17 protein-coding genes and 1 tRNA gene are annotated in these 16,064 nt (G+C 72.0%); 11 read left to right on the forward strand and 7 right to left on the reverse strand.

What is annotated here, in order from left to right:
• The first annotated feature begins 92 nt into the window (after positions 1-92).
• The 9 genes from CFI00_RS08015 to CFI00_RS08055 all read left to right on the forward strand — a co-directional run bounded on the left by CFI00_RS08015 (position 93) and on the right by CFI00_RS08055 (position 6,389).
• Positions 93-1,343, forward strand: a complete 1,251-nt coding sequence (locus tag CFI00_RS08015; RefSeq protein WP_207084670.1) for a glutamate-5-semialdehyde dehydrogenase — start codon at positions 93-95, stop codon at positions 1,341-1,343.
• Between the two features lie 31 nt (positions 1,344-1,374).
• Positions 1,375-1,524, forward strand: coding sequence for a hypothetical protein (locus CFI00_RS08020; protein WP_207084671.1), 150 nt, complete (start codon positions 1,375-1,377; stop codon positions 1,522-1,524).
• A 14-nt stretch (positions 1,525-1,538) separates the two neighbouring features.
• Complete coding sequence (nadD, locus tag CFI00_RS08025) at positions 1,539-2,180, forward strand: nicotinate-nucleotide adenylyltransferase (RefSeq protein WP_277988360.1); 642 nt, start codon at positions 1,539-1,541, stop codon at positions 2,178-2,180.
• Positions 2,177-2,536 carry a ribosome silencing factor gene (gene rsfS / locus CFI00_RS08030; RefSeq protein ID WP_207084672.1) on the forward strand — a complete coding sequence of 120 codons (360 nt, stop codon included), beginning with the start codon at positions 2,177-2,179 and terminating at the stop codon, positions 2,534-2,536. The genes nadD and rsfS overlap by 4 nt, the downstream gene beginning before the upstream one ends.
• Entirely contained in the window at positions 2,533-3,162 is a 630-nt protein-coding gene (locus CFI00_RS08035; protein ID WP_207084673.1) for a histidine phosphatase family protein, read from the forward strand. The genes rsfS and CFI00_RS08035 overlap by 4 nt, the downstream gene beginning before the upstream one ends.
• Complete coding sequence (locus CFI00_RS08040) at positions 3,159-3,629, forward strand: DUF4112 domain-containing protein (protein ID WP_207084674.1); 471 nt, start codon at positions 3,159-3,161, stop codon at positions 3,627-3,629. Before CFI00_RS08035 ends, CFI00_RS08040 begins: the two co-directional genes overlap by 4 nt.
• An 83-nt stretch (positions 3,630-3,712) precedes the next feature.
• A tRNA-Ala gene (locus CFI00_RS08045) sits at positions 3,713-3,785 on the forward strand.
• 97 nt (positions 3,786-3,882) lie between these two features.
• A complete protein-coding gene (gene rocD, locus CFI00_RS08050; protein WP_207084675.1) occupies positions 3,883-5,121 on the forward strand; it encodes an ornithine--oxo-acid transaminase in 1,239 nt (412 codons plus the stop codon).
• 8 nt (positions 5,122-5,129) lie between these two features.
• Positions 5,130-6,389, forward strand: a complete 1,260-nt coding sequence (locus CFI00_RS08055; protein ID WP_207084676.1) for a VOC family protein — start codon at positions 5,130-5,132, stop codon at positions 6,387-6,389.
• Here CFI00_RS08055 and CFI00_RS08060 read toward each other — a convergent pair.
• The 4 genes from CFI00_RS08060 to CFI00_RS08075 are packed head-to-tail and all read right to left on the reverse strand — an operon-like array spanning position 6,386 to position 9,266.
• Entirely contained in the window at positions 6,386-6,667 is a 282-nt protein-coding gene (locus CFI00_RS08060; protein ID WP_207084677.1) for an ankyrin repeat domain-containing protein, read from the reverse strand. The two genes, CFI00_RS08055 and CFI00_RS08060, sit on opposite strands and share 4 nt — an antisense overlap.
• Positions 6,667-7,428 carry a glucose 1-dehydrogenase gene (locus CFI00_RS08065; protein ID WP_207084678.1) on the reverse strand — a complete coding sequence of 254 codons (762 nt, stop codon included), beginning with the start codon at positions 7,426-7,428 and terminating at the stop codon, positions 6,667-6,669. Before CFI00_RS08065 ends, CFI00_RS08060 begins: the two co-directional genes overlap by 1 nt.
• 9 nt (positions 7,429-7,437) lie before the next feature.
• The gene (locus CFI00_RS08070; RefSeq protein ID WP_207084679.1) at positions 7,438-8,688 is read right to left on the reverse strand and encodes an MFS transporter; all 1,251 of its coding nucleotides are present in this window, start codon (positions 8,686-8,688) and stop codon (positions 7,438-7,440) included.
• Positions 8,685-9,266: a helix-turn-helix domain-containing protein gene (locus CFI00_RS08075; protein ID WP_207084680.1), complete on the reverse strand. Its 582-nt coding sequence runs from the start codon at positions 9,264-9,266 to the stop codon at positions 8,685-8,687. Before CFI00_RS08075 ends, CFI00_RS08070 begins: the two co-directional genes overlap by 4 nt.
• Positions 9,267-9,473: 207 nt before the next feature.
• On the opposite strand from CFI00_RS08075, the gene CFI00_RS08080 reads away from it, so the two are divergent.
• Positions 9,474-9,986: a DUF4870 domain-containing protein gene (locus tag CFI00_RS08080; protein WP_207084681.1), complete on the forward strand. Its 513-nt coding sequence runs from the start codon at positions 9,474-9,476 to the stop codon at positions 9,984-9,986.
• 6 nt (positions 9,987-9,992) lie between these two features.
• On the opposite strand, the gene CFI00_RS08085 is transcribed toward CFI00_RS08080, so the two are convergent.
• On the reverse strand, positions 9,993-10,757 hold the full coding sequence (locus CFI00_RS08085; RefSeq protein ID WP_207084682.1) for a hypothetical protein: 765 nt from the start codon (positions 10,755-10,757) through the stop codon (positions 9,993-9,995).
• A gap of 149 nt (positions 10,758-10,906) precedes the next feature.
• Between CFI00_RS08085 and leuS the strand changes: the two genes are divergently transcribed.
• Positions 10,907-13,405, forward strand: a complete 2,499-nt coding sequence (leuS, locus tag CFI00_RS08090) for a leucine--tRNA ligase (protein WP_207084683.1) — start codon at positions 10,907-10,909, stop codon at positions 13,403-13,405.
• 75 nt (positions 13,406-13,480) lie between these two features.
• Here leuS and CFI00_RS08095 read toward each other — a convergent pair whose 3' ends face one another.
• Positions 13,481-15,067, reverse strand: a complete 1,587-nt coding sequence (locus tag CFI00_RS08095; protein WP_207084684.1) for a S8 family peptidase — start codon at positions 15,065-15,067, stop codon at positions 13,481-13,483.
• 123 nt (positions 15,068-15,190) lie between these two features.
• Positions 15,191-16,063, reverse strand: a complete 873-nt coding sequence (locus CFI00_RS08100) for an XRE family transcriptional regulator (RefSeq protein ID WP_207084685.1) — start codon at positions 16,061-16,063, stop codon at positions 15,191-15,193.
• Position 16,064: the final 1 nt, after the last annotated feature.

Raw genomic sequence — 16,064 nt, forward strand, 5'->3', positions numbered from 1 at the left:
CAGCACTGTCGCTGCCGTCGCGAGTGCGACGACCACCCCCATGATCCGAGACATGGACCCACCCTAGGCCCGACCGGCCTACGCTCTCGGGCATGAGCAGCGAGGAGGACGTGCGGGAGGTCGCCGCACGCGCACGGGCCGCCAGCCATGAGCTCGCCACCGCCACCCGCGCGGTGAAGGACGCCGCGCTGCACGCGATGGCCGACGCGCTGCACGACGCGGCGCCAGAGGTGCTCGCCGCCAACGCCGAGGACGTGGCGCGCGCCGAGGCGGCCGGCACCCCCGCCAACATCGTGGACCGGCTGCGCCTCGACGACGAGCGCCTCGCGGCGATGGCGCAGGGGCTGCGCGACGTCGCGGGCCTTCCCGACCCAGTCGGCGAGGTGCTGCGCGGCAGCACGCTGGCCAACGGCCTCGAGCTGCGGCAGGTGCGGGTGCCGTTCGGCGTGGTCGGGATGATCTACGAGGCCCGCCCCAACGTCACCGCCGACGCCGCCGGCATCTGCCTCAAGGCCGGCAACGCGGTGCTCCTGCGCGGCTCCTCGAGCGCCCGCTCGAGCAACGCCGCGATCGTCGCCGCGATGCGCGGCGCGCTGGCCGGCAGCGGCCTGCCGGAGGACGTCGTACAGCTCGTTCCCGGGGAGACGCACGACAGCGTCAAGGCGCTGATGCGCGCCCGGGGGCTCGTGGACGTGCTCGTCCCGCGCGGCGGCGCCGGCCTGATCCGCAGCGTCGTGGAGGAGTCGACGGTGCCGGTCATCGAGACCGGAGTGGGTAACTGCCACGTCTACGTCGACGCCTCGGCCGACCTCGAGCAGGCGCTCGCGATCGTGCTCAACGCCAAGACCCAGCGCACCAGCGTGTGCAACGCCGCCGAGTCCCTGCTGGTGCACGAGGACGTCGCCGACGAGTTCCTGCCGATCGTGGTGGAGGCGCTCCAGGCGGCCGGGGTGCTCGTGCACGGCGACCCCGCCTTCGCCGAGTACGACGACGTCGTGCCGGTGACCGACGAGGACCATGCGGCCGAGTTCCTCGGCCTCGAGATCTCCGCGGCCGTGGTGAGCGACGTGGAGGGTGCGATCGAGCACATCCGTCGCTTCTCGTCGGGGCACACCGAGGCCATCCTGGCGCGCGACCAGGCCACCATCCGCCGCTTCGTCGCTGCCGTCGACTCCGCCGCGGTCGTGGTCAACGCCTCGACCCGCTTCACCGACGGCGGCGAGTTCGGCTTCGGTGCGGAGATCGGCATCTCCACCCAGAAGCTGCACGCGCGGGGCCCGATGGGACTGCCGGAGATGACGTCCAGCAAGTACGTAGTGGTCGGGGACGGGCACGTGCGCTGAGCCGCCGCGGCGCGGACGATAGGATCACGCCATGCTGAACTCCCTGACTGTCCTCGCCTCCGAGGCCGAGCACGGCGACCCCGCCGTCAGCCCCTACATCATCGGCGCCGTCACGCTGGCCCTGCTGATGGTGCTCCTCCTGGCCGTGGTGTCCTTCGGCGGCGGGCGAGAGCACAGCTGAGGTCGGCGACCTCCGTGACGGTCCCGGCGCCCGGCCGACGCGTCGGCGTGATGGGCGGCACCTTCGACCCCATCCACCACGGCCACCTCGTCGCGGCCTCCGAGGTCCAGGCGTGGTTCGACCTCGACGAGGTCCTCTTCGTGCCCACGGGCGACCCGTGGCAGAAGAGCGACCGTGACGTCACCGAGGCCGAGCACCGCTACCTCATGACGGTGGTCGCGACGGCGGCCAACCCGCGCTTCAACGTCTCGCGCGTCGATATCGACCGTGACGGTCCGACGTACACGATCGACACGCTGCGCGACCTGAAGGCCGAGATGCCCGACGCGGAGCTGTTCTTCATCACCGGCGCGGACGCCCTGGCCGACATCTTCACCTGGCGCGACGCCGACGAGCTGTTCGAGCTCGCCAACTTCGTCGGGTGCACCCGCCCCGGCTACGACATGGAGCGGGAGACGCTCGACAAGATCCCCTCAGACAAGGTCACGATCGTCGAGATCCCCGCGCTGGCGATCTCCTCGACCGACTGCCGCGAGCGCACCCGCCGCGGCGAGCCCGTCTGGTACCTCGTGCCCGACGGCGTCGTGCAGTACATCTCCAAGCACGACCTCTACGCGCCCACCTCCCGCACCACCCACAGCAAGGACTCCGCATGACAGCCACCGACCACGCCCTCGAGCTCGTCGCCATCGCCGCCCAGGCCGCGCACGACAAGAAGGCCGACCAGGTGCTGGCCTTCGACGTGAGCGAGCAGCTCGCCATCACCGACGCGTTCGTCATCGCCAGCGCCGGCAACGAGCGCGCCGTCGGTGCCATCGTCGACGAGGTCGAGGAAAAGCTCCGCGAGGCGGGCATCAAGCCGATCCGCCGCGAGGGCCACAAGGAGGGCCGCTGGGTCCTGCTCGACTACGGCGAGATCGTCGTGCACGTCCAGCACGAGGAGGAGCGGATGTTCTACGCCCTCGAGCGCCTGTGGAGCGACTGCCCGGTGATCCCGCTGACCCTGACGTGAGGCGCCTGGTCCTCCTGCGCCACGGCCGCACGGAGTGGAACGACTCCGGACGAGCCCAGGGCCACGCGGACGTCCCGCTCGACGAGGTCGGTGCCGCCCAGGCCAAGGCCGTCGCCCCGGTCCTCGCCTCGCTGCGGCCCGTCGCGGTGTGGTCCTCCGACCTCGCCCGCGCGGCCGGGACGGCGGCCGCCGTGGCCGCCGAGTGCGGGCTCGAGCCGGTGCTCGACCCGCGGTTGCGCGAGTTCGACGTCGGCCCGAACCGGCAGGGCCTGACCGCGGAGCAGTACGCCTCCGCCCACCCCGAGGAGTACGCCGCGCTGCTGGCCGGCGACCTCGACGCGATCCCCGGACGCGAGACCCGCGACGACGTGCTGCAGCGTTTCCTGCCGGCGCTCGGGACGTACGCCGACTCGCTGGGCGAGGGGGAGACCGGACTGGTCGTCTCCCACGGAGCCGCCCTGCGCGTCGCCGTGCCGGCCTTCCTGGGCTGGGAGGGCGACCCGGGCGAGAGCCTCGGGGTGCTGGCCAACTGCGGGTGGGTGGTCCTCGAGCACTCGGCGTCCACCTGGACCGGCGGGGTCGAGCGGTGGCGGCTGACGGCCTGGAACCGCGTGGTCACCCCGTGAGCGAGCGCGCCCGCGAGGTCGACGTGACCTCGAGCCGGAGGCTCGCGCGGATCATGGACGACGCGGTGACCGTGCCCGGCACGCAGATCGGCGTCGGCCTCGACGCGGTCATCGGGCTGGTGCCCGGCATCGGCGACGCGCTCGGCAGCGCGCTGTCCAGCATCATCGTGCGCGACGCGGTGCGCGCCCGCGTGCCGATGGTGGTGCTCGCCCGGATGGGGCTCAACCTCGTCCTCGACGCCCTGCTCGGCCTGGTGCCGGGCGTCGGCGACCTGCTCGACGTCGCCCACCGCGCCAACCGCAAGAACCTCCGGCTGCTGCTCCGTGAGGTCGAGCGCGAGCCGCTGCGCGAGCCGCCGACGCCGGCGTACGTGGTCGGCGCGGTGGCCCTGATGGCGGTCCCGATCGTCGCCGGACTGGCCGTGACGGTGCTCGGGATCTGGCTCCTGTGGCGGCTGGTCACCTGACCGGGGACCCCGATTTCACCTCGGGGAGGCTGTCGGCTAATGTTCTCGTCGTTGTCCTCCCGGCTCCACGGGAGGACGATGTTGGGGCTGTGGCGCAGCTGGTAGCGCATCTGCATGGCATGCAGAGGGTCAGGGGTTCGAGTCCCCTCAGCTCCACCGACACGAAGAGGCCGGACCGCAGGGTCCGGCCTCTTCGCTCATTTCGGGTCTCGCCGAGTCGGCGTTCGGAATCGGGCAGTGGCACCATGGGCCCATGACCGCGACCGACCTCTCCACCAGCACCGTCTCCGAGCGCACGGCCGCTCACATCGCGACCACCGAGCGCTACGCCGCGCACAACTACCACCCCCTCCCGGTGGTGCTCGCGCAGGGCGAGGGCGCGTGGGTCGTCGACGTCGACGGGCGTCGCTACCTCGACTGCCTGGCGGGCTACAGCGCGCTGAACTTCGGTCACTCCAACGAGCGCCTGGTCGCGGTCGCGCGCGAGCAGCTGGGTCGCCTCACGCTGACCAGCCGGGCGTTCTTCAACGACCGGCTGAGCACCTTCGCCGAGTCGCTGGCGCGCCTGACCGGCAAGGACATGGTCCTGCCGATGAACTCCGGCGCCGAGGCCGTCGAGACCGCGATCAAGGTCAGCCGCAAATGGGGCTACGAGGTCAAGGGCGTGCCCGCGGGCCAGGCCTCGATCGTCACCATGGAGGGCAACTTCCACGGCCGCACCACCACGATCGTCAGCTTCTCCGACGACGAGGTCGCCACGTCCGGCTACGCCCCCTTCACCTCCGGCTTCCGCCGCGCGGCCTACGGCGACATCGCCTCGGTCGCCGCGGCCATCGACGGCACCACGGTCGCGGTGCTCTTCGAGCCCATCCAGGGCGAGGGCGGCGTCGTGATGCCGCCCGAGGGCTTCCTGCGCGACCTCCGCGCGCTCTGCACCGAGCGCAACGTGCTGATGGTGGCCGACGAGATCCAGTCCGGCCTCGCGCGCTCGGGCCGCACGTTCGCGTGCGACCACGAGGACGTCGTGCCCGACATCTACGTCATGGGCAAGGCGCTCGGCGGCGGCATCTACCCCGTCTCCGCGATCGCGGCCGACCACGAGGTCATGGACGTCATCACGCCCGGCTCGCACGGCTCGACCTTCGGCGGCAACCCGCTCGCCGCGGCCATCGGCACCGAGGTCGTCGCGATGCTCGAGGAGGGCACCTTCCAGGCCCGTGCCGCCGAGATCGGCACCCAGATCGAGGCCGGCTTCCGCCCGCTCGTCGGTCGCGGCCTCGTCGACGTGCGCGTCCGCGGCGCCTGGGCCGGCATCGACATCGACCCGGCGCTGATGACCGGTCGCCAGATGTCCGAGGCGCTGATGGCCCGCGGCATCCTGGCCAAGGACACCCACGGCTCGACCGTGCGCTTCGCCCCGCCGCTCGTGGCCAGCGACGACGACATCGCGCTGCTCGTCAACGCCGTCACCGAGATCCTCACCGCCGGCTGAGCTGCCCGGTGGGCGCTCGGTTCGACCACCTCGTCGTCGCCGTCGACGCCCTCGACGAGGCGGCCGCCCGCTGGCGTGCAGCCGGACTCGGGGCCGAGCGCGGGGGAGCGCACCCCGTCGGCACGGTGAACGTGCTCGTGCGCGGCCCGCAGGCGGCGTACGTCGAGCTGATCGCCGCTGGCTCCGAGGAGTCCAACCCGTGGCTGGACCGCGTGCGCCCGGCCCGCGGACCGATCTCGTGGGCGGTGGCGGTCGACGACGTCGACGCAGCCCGCGAGGCGCTCCACGTTGCGGGGTTCGAGCCCGGTCCGGTCCGCGACGGGTCGCGCACGACACCTGCCGGCGAGGTGGTGGCCTGGCGGATGTGCGACGTCGGTCCGGGGCCGTACGACGGCTCGCTGCCCTTCCTGATCCAGTGGACGTCGCCCATGGGTCCCGGGCCGGCCAACGGTCCCGTCCTCGAGCACGTCGCCCTGACACCACCGGACCCCGAGCGGGTGGCCGATCTCCTGCTGGCACTCGGCCTCGAGCCGAGCAGGCACTGGCCGCGGCGGGTCTTCGCCGATGCCGCGGACGTGCGGATCACCCTCCAGCCGTCCGGCGAGCCGGCTGGACGTAGCGCCTGGTCGATGTCCTGGGAGCAGGACGACGAGCCGGTCGCGACGCTCACCCTGCGGACCGCATCCGGTGGCCTCTCCCACCTCACCCTCGACGGTGTCGCGGTCCTCACCTGGCCCGATCGCCGGTGCCTGGCTGCCTCGGTCCTGCAACCCTCGGCCGGTGCGGCGTCGGCCGTCGACCGCGCGCAGTCCTGGGTCGAGGCCGTCGTCGCCGCGGGCCTCGGCACCGCGCGGGAGGTGGACGTCGTCTGGGCCGGCGACGGGTTCGCGATCGACGTCGTCAGGTCGGTGCGGCTCGACGGACCGGACGGGACGCAGCCCGTCACCGTCGTCACGGGGACGCACCCGCTCGATGGCCACGGCGTCGCCGTGGTCGGCGTCGGCGACCCCGTCGAGGTGCTGGAGCGACAGCCGACGATCGGGGAACCGTCCGTCGCCGAGCAGGTCTCCAGCATCGATGACGCGTTCGCGCACGCCCTCAGCGGAGGCGTGTACGCCGTCCGCGACGGCGACCGGTCGGTGGTGCGGCACTTCAACGGGCGGTCGGGCAGCGGGCGCTTCGCCGAGGGCGAGCAGGAGCGCTGGCTGGACGACGCAGCCGCGGGACGGCGTACGGACGGCGTGGTCCGCGGGGAGCCCTGGGTCTAGCCCAGCCGGTCCACGACCCGGTCGAGCCCGGCGGCGCGAGCGGCTTCCAGCGGCGTCATCCCCTCCAGCGGCGAGCGCAGGGTGGGCGAGGCGCCGCGGTCGAGCAGGAGCAGCGCCACGTCGGCGCGGCCCTCCTCGATCGCGGCCACCAGCGCCGTCGACTGCAGCTCGGGGTGCACGAAGTCGATGTCGACGCCGGCGTCGAGGTGGTGCTCGACGAGGTCGACGTCCCCCGCGCAGGCCGCGGCGAAGAACGCCTTGTAGTCCCCGTGGGACATCAGGCGATCGTCAGGCCGCCGTCGACCGGGATCATCTGACCGGTGACGTAGCCCGCGGCGTCCGACGCCAGCCACACGGCGGTCGCGGCGAGCTCGTGCGGGTCGCCCTTGCGGCCGGCGGGGACCCGCTGAAGCGCGAGGTCGAGGTAGCCGTCGGGGTAGGTCTCGGTCATCTCGGAGGTGAAGAAGCCCGGCGCGAGGGCGTTGACCCGGATGCCCTTGCGGCCCGTCCACTGCTGGGCGAGGTCGCGGGTGAGCCCGCCGAGGCCGGCCTTCGAGGCGGAGTACGCCGCCTGCGGCAGGCCGCCGGTGGTGATGCCGAGGATCGAGGAGATGTTGATGATGCTCGACCCGGGCTCCATCACCCGCCCGCACGCCTGAGCCATCCAGTAGCACCCGTTGAGGTTGACGTCGATGACCGAGCGGAACTGCTCCGGCGTCTCGCGGGTCGCCGGGACGGCGGTGCCGACGCCGGCGTTGTTGACGAGCACGTCGACCCGGCCGTACTTCGCCATCGCCTCGTCCACCAGGCGCTGGCACTGCTCGGGGTCGGCCACGTCGGTGGCGACCGTGTGCACGCGGCGACCGGTCGAGCGCACGGACTCGGCCACCCGCTCGAGCTTCTCGACGCGACGCGCACCGAGCACCACGTCGGCGCCGGCCTCGGCGAAGCAGTGGGCGAACGCGACCCCCAGCCCGCTCGAGGCGCCGGTGACGATGACGACCTTGCCGTCGAGGCGGAACATCTCCATGACTCCCATGGCGAGACCCTAGGACGTGGTGGTCGTCACCGCAGCCTCCGGGGTCACCGGTGCCCGGGTCAGCGTGCGCACCGAGCGGGAGCACAGCACCAGCGCGACGACCGCGACGTACGCCACCGCCGAGGCGACCAGCACCGGCCGGAAGCCGAAGGCCAGGGCGAGCGGGCCGTAGGCGAGCTGGCCGACCGGCATGGCGACGAACGAGCCGAGGGCGTCGTAGGAGTAGGCGCGCGAGAGCATGCCGTCCTCGATGTTCTCCTGCATCGCCAGGTTCCACCCCATGCCGAAGATCTCGGTCCCGGCGCCGGCGAGGAAGGCGGTGGTGACGAGGCCGACGAGGGTGGGGGACACGCCGAGCAGGAGCATCGGCGGCGCCATCATCGCCACGCCGAGCATGCCGAGCAGCAGCGGTCGCTCCAGGCGTACGCGCAGCAGGACGACCGTGGTGAGGAGCAGGCCCGCGGCCTCCGCCGACAGCACGACGCCCCAGGCCTGGCGGCCGATGGTGTCGTCGGCGACCGCCGGCCCCAGCGTGAACCAGGCGCCGGCGTGGATCGCGTTGAGCACGCCGAAGCCGACGACGACGATCCACAGCCACGGGGTCGCCCAGAAGAACGACCAACCCTCGCGCAGCTCGCGCAGCGTGTCGGGCGTCTCCGCCCGGGGCTGCCTGGCGGGCAGGCGTACGGGGACGAGCAGCAGCGCGGCGAGCAACCAGGTGGTCGCGTCGACGGCGAGGGCCCAGCCCGAGCCGACCGTCACGACCAGGAGCGCGCCGATCGTCGGCCCGAGCACCATCATGCCGTTGCGCGTCAGGGAGACCAGGGCGTTGGCCGGCTGGAGGTCTTCACGAGGCACCAGCTGGGGCAGCACGCTGGCCATCGCGGGGAACCCGACGCCGGACACGGCGCCGTGGACGACCGAGAGCACCACGAGCATCCAGATCTCGGCCTCTCCCGCCAGCACCAGCAGGGCGATGGCGCCCTGGCTGACCGCGGAGGCGAGGTTGGAGAACTGCAGCACCAGGGTGCGCGGGAACCGGTCGGCGATCACGCCCCCGTAGAGCAGTAGCGCGATCATCGGGATCGTGTGGGCGGCCAGCACCTGGCCGAGCGCGGCGGGGGAGTCGGTGATGTCGAGCACGGCGAATGCGAGCGCGATGCTGGCCATCATGTTGCCGAGGGTGTTCACGAACCGCGAGGCGAAGTACCACGCGAAGTCGCGGTTGCGCAGGGGCGCGAGCGCGGCCGTCCAGGTCATCGCTGCTCCCTCGCCGGGATCCACCGCACGGCCTCACCGTCGAGACCACCGGTCATGGTGAACGCGTTGGTGGTGGCGCTGACGTGGACGGTGTCCGGCGTACCCGCGGGTCGGGCCTCGGCGTGCAGCAGGTGCGACGCCTCGTGGAGCAGGTCGAGGGCGCGGTGCCAGACCTCCACGGGGACCCAGGCCTCCAGGTCGCTGGAAGAGGCGGCGCCCTTCGCCGCGTCGCGCAGCCGGCGCTCGACCTCGACGGCGTTGGCGCGTGCGTAGGCGACCCGGTCGTCGATGCCGCTGGTGCGGTCGGCGAGCTCGCGGGACGCGTCGTAGCGGTAGCGCTTGGCCGTCCCGCCGCGGATCTTCTCCTCGCTCTCGACCACCAGCTCGCCGATGTCGTGGAGCACCCGCAGGTGGTACGACGCGTTGGCGTGCGTCAGCTCGAGCTCACGGGCGACCTCCGCGGCGCTCATCGCCTGCGCGGTCAGCAGCGACATGATGCGCAGGCGCACCGGGTGCGCGGTCGCGCGCAGCCGGGCCACTGCCTGCCCGTCGCTTTCGGCCTCGGTCTCGTCCACCATGGCGTATCCCTCCAAGAGTTCTTGGGGAGTGAGTGTGCCCAAGGGGCGGGTGACTGTCAAACAGTTGTTGGGCGGTCGCTTCGCCCGGCCCACCCGCACCCCACCCTGAACACACCCTGACTCGACCCCGGGACGGGGTGAATCCGGGAGTCGGACGTGCTTGGCTTGTCCCAGAGGCAGGGCACCCCGCCCCGAGGAGTGAGTGAGATGTCAGACCAGTACCCGCAGTACCCCCAGCAGCCCCACGACCCGCAGGTCCCGGGCCAGCCGGACGGCTACGGCCAGCCCACCGGCTACGGCCAGCAGCCGCCGCAGCAGGCCTACCGCACGCCGCCGGCCACGATGTCGCCGCAGGACGAGCGCACGTGGGGGGCGATCAGCCACGCCGGAGCCGTCGTCGCGATGATCTGCTCGGCCGGCTTCCTGGGCTTCATCGCCTCGATCGCCGTCTACGTGATCCACAAGGACCGCGGACCGTTCGTGCGAGCGCACGCCGCCAACTCGATCAACATCCAGATCTCGATGTTCATCTGGCTCGTCGTCGCCACCGTCGTCTACGTGGTCCTCGGGGTCCTCACGCTGGGCATCGGCTTCCTGGTCCTGCTCCCGATCTTCCTGGTGCCGCTCGTAGTCGCCGGCGTCCTGCACGTGATCGGTGCGGTGAAGGCCTACAACGGCGAATGGTGGAACCCGCCGCTCACCCCGGCCTTCGTGAAGTGAGCACCGTCAGCTGAGCCGCCGCAGGACCTCGTCCTGCCATGCGAAGGCCGCCCGGGCCCGGACCGCGAGGTCCGGCCCGGGCAGCAGCGCCTCCACCTGCTCGGCCATGCCGGCAGGCAGGTCCGTCCGCAGGTAGCGCAGCCCGAAGTCGTGGCGCGCCGGGCAGTGCTCGATGCGCAGCAGCCGCACCAGCGGCTCCACGGCGAAGCGCAGGTGCAGCGAGGTGGCCTCGGCGAGGTCGCTTCGCGCGATCGCCCGCTCGACCAGCCAGGCGCCGGTCTGCCGGCGTGCCGCGGTCTGCGTGACCGCCTTCCTGCGCTGGGCGGCGAGCCCGGCCTCGTCGTCGTCCTCGAGCAGCAGCAGACCGTCCGGATCGTGGAGCACCAGCGGCACGCCGTGGCGCCGCGTGTCCGTGGTCAGCCGCTCGGGCAGGGCCTGGACCACGAGGTCGACCAGCCGCGTGGGACGGCTGAGGTCGCCCGCGTCGGGCTGCAGGTGCACGAAGCACTGCCGGCCGGTCGGCCAGGTCGTCTCCGGCAGCTCCCACACGTGGTCGACGTCGAGCTCGCTGCGCAGCAGCGTCAGCACGGCGGCGTACGTCGTCGCGGCGTCGCCGTCGCACCAGGCCTCGACGTCGAGGTCGGAGTGGGCGTCCCAGCCACCGGTGACCGCCGAGCCGTTGACCACGACCACCCGCAGCTCGGGCACCCGGCGGGGGAGCGGGGTGAGGAGGTCCAGCACGTCGTCGTACCTGCTCAGGTCAGCGGCCATGGGAGCGAGTATGATGCGGGTGTGCACCAGTACCTCCTTCTTCCTCAGCCGCGCTGATCACGTCCCACCAGGACGGATACGCGGCCACCCCTCCATGTGAGGGGTTTTTTCATGCCAACACCCCGCAGCACGCCACAAGAGGACACGCCATGACCAGCCAGGACACGGGAGACACCGCAGCTCCGCAGGAGACGGCCGAGCGCGCGACGTACGACATCGCGGCCACCGAGACGAAGTGGCAGCGGGTGTGGGAGGAGCTCGACCCCTTCCGGGCCGACGACGAGAGCCCGCGCGAGAAGCGCTACGCGCTGACGATGTTCCCCTACCCCAGTGGCGACCTGCACATGGGCCACGCCGAGGTGTTCGCGCTGCACGACGTGATGGCGCGCTACTGGTGGCAGCGCGGCTACGAGGTGCTGAACCCGATGGGCTTCGACTCCTTCGGGCTGCCCGCGGAGAACGCGGCGATCCGCAACGACGAGCACCCCGACACCTACACGCGCGCCAACATCGCCAAGTCGATCGAGTCGTGCAAGAAGTACGCCGCCTCCTTCGACTGGTCGCGCACCTTCAACACCTCCGACCCGGACTACTACCGGTGGACGCAGTGGCTGTTCCTGGAGTTCTTCAAGCGCGGCCTGGCCTACCGCAAGAACAGCGCCGTCAACTGGTGCCCGCAGGACCAGACCGTGCTGGCCAACGAGCAGGTCGTCGCGGGCGCCTGCGAGCGCTGCGGGGCGGAGGTGACCAAGAAGGAGCTGACCCAGTGGTACTTCAAGATCACCGACTACGCCCAGGAGCTGCTGGACGGTCTCGACGAGCTGGAGGGCACCTGGCCCGACCGGGTGGTCACCGCGCAGCGCAACTGGATCGGTCGCTCCGAGGGTGCCCACGTCACCTTCACCCTGTCGACCGGGCACGACATCGACGTCTACACCACCCGACCGGACACGCTGTACGGCGCGACGTTCATGGTGGTCGCGGCCGATGCCGCGCTGGCCGCGGAGATCGTGCACCCCGACCGCGCGCAGGCGCTGGAGGACTACCTGGTCGAGGTGCGCAAGGCCTCCGACATCGACCGGCTGGCCACCGACCGCCCGAAGACCGGCGTCGACCTGGGCATCACCGCCACCAACCCCGTCTCGGGTGAGGAGGTGCCGGTGTGGGCCAGCGACTACGTCCTGGCCGACTACGGCACCGGCGCGATCATGGCGGTGCCGGCACATGACCAGCGCGACCTCGACTTCGCGAGCGCCATGGGCCTGCCCGTGCGGCGCGTCATCGACACAGGTGAGGACAACCCGGAGGAGACCGGGGTCGCGACCTCGGGCGACGGTGCCTACGTCAACTCGGGCGAGCTGGACGGGCTGCACGACAAGGCGTCGGGCATCCGCACCATCATCGAGAAGCTCGAGGCCGACGGACGCGGGTCCGGGGCGGTCAACTTCCGCCTGCGCGACTGGCTGCTGAGCCGCCAGCGCTACTGGGGCGCGCCGATCCCGATCATCCACTGCCCGGTCGACGGCGAGGTCCCGGTCCCCGAGGACCAGCTGCCCGTCACGCTGCCGATGCTCAAGGGCGCCGACCTGAAGCCCAAGGGCACCTCGCCGTTGGGCGGGGCCACCGACTGGGTCAACGTCGCCTGCCCGACCTGCGGCGGCCCGGCCACCCGCGACACCGACACGATGGACACCTTCGTCGACTCGTCGTGGTACATGTTCCGCTACTGCTCGCCCCACGAGGACGACCGGCCGTTCGACCCCGACAAGGTCAACGCCTGGATGCCGGCCAACCTCTACGTCGGCGGAGTCGAGCACGCCGTGCTGCACCTGCTCTACGGCCGATTCTTCACCAAGGTCCTCAACGACATGGGCCTGGTCGGCTTTCGCGAGCCGTGGTCGGCCCAGCTCAACCAGGGCTTCGTGATCAACCAGGGCAAGAAGATGAGCAAGTCGCTGGGCAACGGCGTGAACCTGGGCGAGCAGCTGACCGCCTTCGGCGTCGACGCCGTACGCCTGACGCTGGTGTTCGCCGGACCGCCCGAGGACGACATCGACTGGGCCAACATGTCGCCCGACGGGTCGCTGCGCTTCCTGCAGCGCGCCTGGCGGCTGTCCGGCGACGTCACCTCGGCCCCCGGGACCGACGTCACGACCGGCGACCTGGCGCTGCGGCGTGCGACGGCGCGGACCGTGCACGACGCGGCCACGCTGGTCGAGGCCTACCGCTTCAACGTGATGGTCGCCAAGGTGATGGAGCTGGTCAACGCCACCCGCAAGGCCATCGACTCCGGCTGCGGCCCGGCCGACCCGGCCGTGCGCGAGGCGACCGAGGCGGTGGCGATCCTGCTCTCGCTGGTCGCGCCCTACACGGCCGAGGAGATGTGGGAGCGGCTGGGCCACGAGCCCACCGTCGTACGCGTCGGCTGGCCCGAGGTTGACGAGGCGCTGCTGGTCGAGGACGCCGTCACCGCGGTCGTGCAGGTCAAGGGCAAGGTCCGCGCCCGCCTGGAGGTCGCCCCGGACATCTCCGAGGCCGACCTCGAGGCCGCGGCGCTGGCCGACGCCGGCGTGCAGCGGGCGCTCGAGGGGGCGACGGTGCGCAAGGTCATCGTCCGCGCGCCGAAGCTCGTCAACATCGTCATCTGACACGACGACGAACGGCCCCGCGGCATGCGCCGCGGGGCCGTTCGTCGTTCTGTGGTTCAGTCCCTCAGGGGAGCGTCACGGACGGTCGAGGCCGAACGTGTAGCTGCCCGAGCCGGAGTAGGACTCCACGCGCCACGAGTAGTAGCCCGCGGTGCCGGTGTAGGTGATCTTCTCCTCGGAGGTGCTGGTCACGCCCTGCGCGACGACCACCCAGGTGGAGCCGTTCCACTTCTCGAGGTAGAGGTCGAAGTCGGTGCCCGCCGGGCCCGAGACGCAGCCGACGTGGGTGCCGGCGCCGGAGTTGTAGTAGTCGTTCGTGCCGGGGTGGTAGGACACGCCACCGGAGGTGAGCGAGCCGGACTCGGTCTCCGGCATGGTGCTGCACGTGGTCGGCGTCGGGGTCGGGGTCGGCGTGGTGCCGCCGGTGCCGATGTAGAGCAGGCGGTTCGGCGAGCCGGTGCCGGCGTTGGTGACCTTGTTGGGCGTCGAGGCCGAGATCAGCGCGTTGCCGACGGTGGCCGGCGAGGCCGACGGGTTGCCCTGGAGGTAGAGCGCGGCCGCCCCCGCGACGTGCGGGGTGGCCATCGACGTGCCGCTGATGGTGTTGGTCGCCGAGGTGCCGGTGTGCCACGCGGAGGTGATGTTGGACCCCGGGGCGAACATGTCGAGGCAGGAGCCGATGTTGCTGAAGCTCGAGCGCGCGTCGGTGTTGGTGGTGGAGCCGATGGTGAGGCCGGCCGCCACGCGGGAGGGCGAGCCGTTGCACGCGTTCGCGCCGGAGTCGTTGCCCGCGGCCAGCGCGTAGGTCACGCCGTCGGCGATCGAGTTGTTCACGGCGGTGTCGAGCGCGCTCGAGATCCCGCCGCCGAGGCTCATGTTGGCGACCGCGGGCGAGCCGGCGGTGTGGTTCTGCGTGACCCAGTCGACGCCGGCGATGACACCGGAGTTGGAGCCGCTGCCGGCGCAGTCGAGGACGCGGACGGCCACGAGGCGTACGCCCTTGGCCACGCCGTAGGTCGAGCCGCCGACGGTGCCGGCGACGTGCGTGCCGTGGCCGTTGCAGTCGGTGGTGCCGCGGCCGTCGTTGATCGCGGTGTAGCCGGAGACCGCACGGCCGCCGAACTGGGTGTGGGTGGTGAGGATGCCGGTGTCGATGACGTACGCCGTCACGCCCGCGCCGGTGGCGTTGTAGGTGTAGGAGTTGTTCAGCGGCAGGTCGCGCTGGTCGATGCGGTCCAGGCCCCAGGTCGCCGGCGACTGGGTCGCGGCGAGCTGCACCGGACGGTCGGCCTCGATGTAGGCGACGTTGGGGTTGTTGCGCAGCGCAGCCAGGGCCTTGTCGTTGAGCTTGGCGGCGAAGCCGTCGAGCACCGTGCTGTAGCTGTGGGTGACGGTGGCGCCGTCCGCGCGCACCTCGGCCTTGGCGGCGCGCAGGCTCTTGCCCGGGGCCTCCTTGTCGAGCACGACGATGTAGCGGTCGTCGGCCGACGTGCCGATCACCGGCGCCTTGCCGTCGTCGGCGACGGACGCCGCAGGAGCCTCCTGCGGCTTCTCCCCGGCTGCGTGGGTGGCGGCCTGGGAGGTGGTGGGCGTCAGCGCGAGGGTGGCGCCGGCCAGGGTGACCGCGAGGCCGGTGGCCAGGCGGGGGTGGACAGGGTTCATCAAAGGGTTCCTTCCCGAGAAAGATGGACGAGCAGACCCTGACCGGGCGAGCGGCCCCGCGACAAGGCTTGACCGTTCCTTAACACTTAACTCAGTCCCCGGCCGGACCCCGCCGGGCGCGGGTCAGGCGTCCGGCCAGCTCCAGCGGATGCCCGTCGTGCCCGGCGCCGTGTCGGAGTGCACCAGGTGCGCGCGGTGGTCGTCGTCGAGCGTGATCGACTGCTCGAGGCCGTCCGCGAAGGACACCACGCCGGCGGGCAGCGCGCGGGGGTCGAACTCGACCTCGAGGAGGTACTCGCGCATCGGCAGGCGCAGGCGCCGGGTGTACTCGCACTCCTGCGGGCCGGGCGAGGCGGACACGACGTCGTACGTCACGATCACCGTCTCGCCGCGTCGCAGTGGGCGGAAGAAGAGCAGCTCCGCGCCCACCACGCCGCCGCTGCGGTCGTGCTCGACGGCGCCGAGCGAGCAGCCGCGCACCGGCCGGATCCGGGGGAGCGCCACGTCGGTGTCGTCCTGCGCGTGCATCACCACCCGGCGGTCGGGGCCGTCGACGCGGGCGCGCATCGCCTGGCGCACCGTCAGGCTGACCTGGCGGCGGTCCGGGCCGATGCGGAGCACGTCGTGGACCGACACCCGCGCCAGGTGGGTGTCCCAGCTGGTGTCCAGGCGACCCAGCACCGCGGCGTGCGGCTGCTCGGGCCACAGCGTCTCGAGACCTCGTACGGCGTGGCGCGGGGCGCGCTCGCGGGTGTCGGGCAGAGACCGGGTCAGGTCGCCCGGGCACAGCCCGAGCACCGTCTCGAGGTGCGGGAGGGCAGCCAGCGAGGACTTGCGGCCGGGGACGCTGCGCCCGGACTGCCAGTAGCTGAGGGTGGCGGCGCTGACGCTGACCCCGCGCCCGGCGAGGTGGTCGGTGATCCGCTCGAGGCTCAGCCCGCGCGCGTCGATGGCCAGCCGGAGCGCATCGGCGAAGCTGTCGAGCCTGTCGGGCATC

It is taken from the genome of Nocardioides sp. S5, from assembly GCF_017310035.1.
Taxonomy (GTDB): domain Bacteria; phylum Actinomycetota; class Actinomycetes; order Propionibacteriales; family Nocardioidaceae; genus Nocardioides.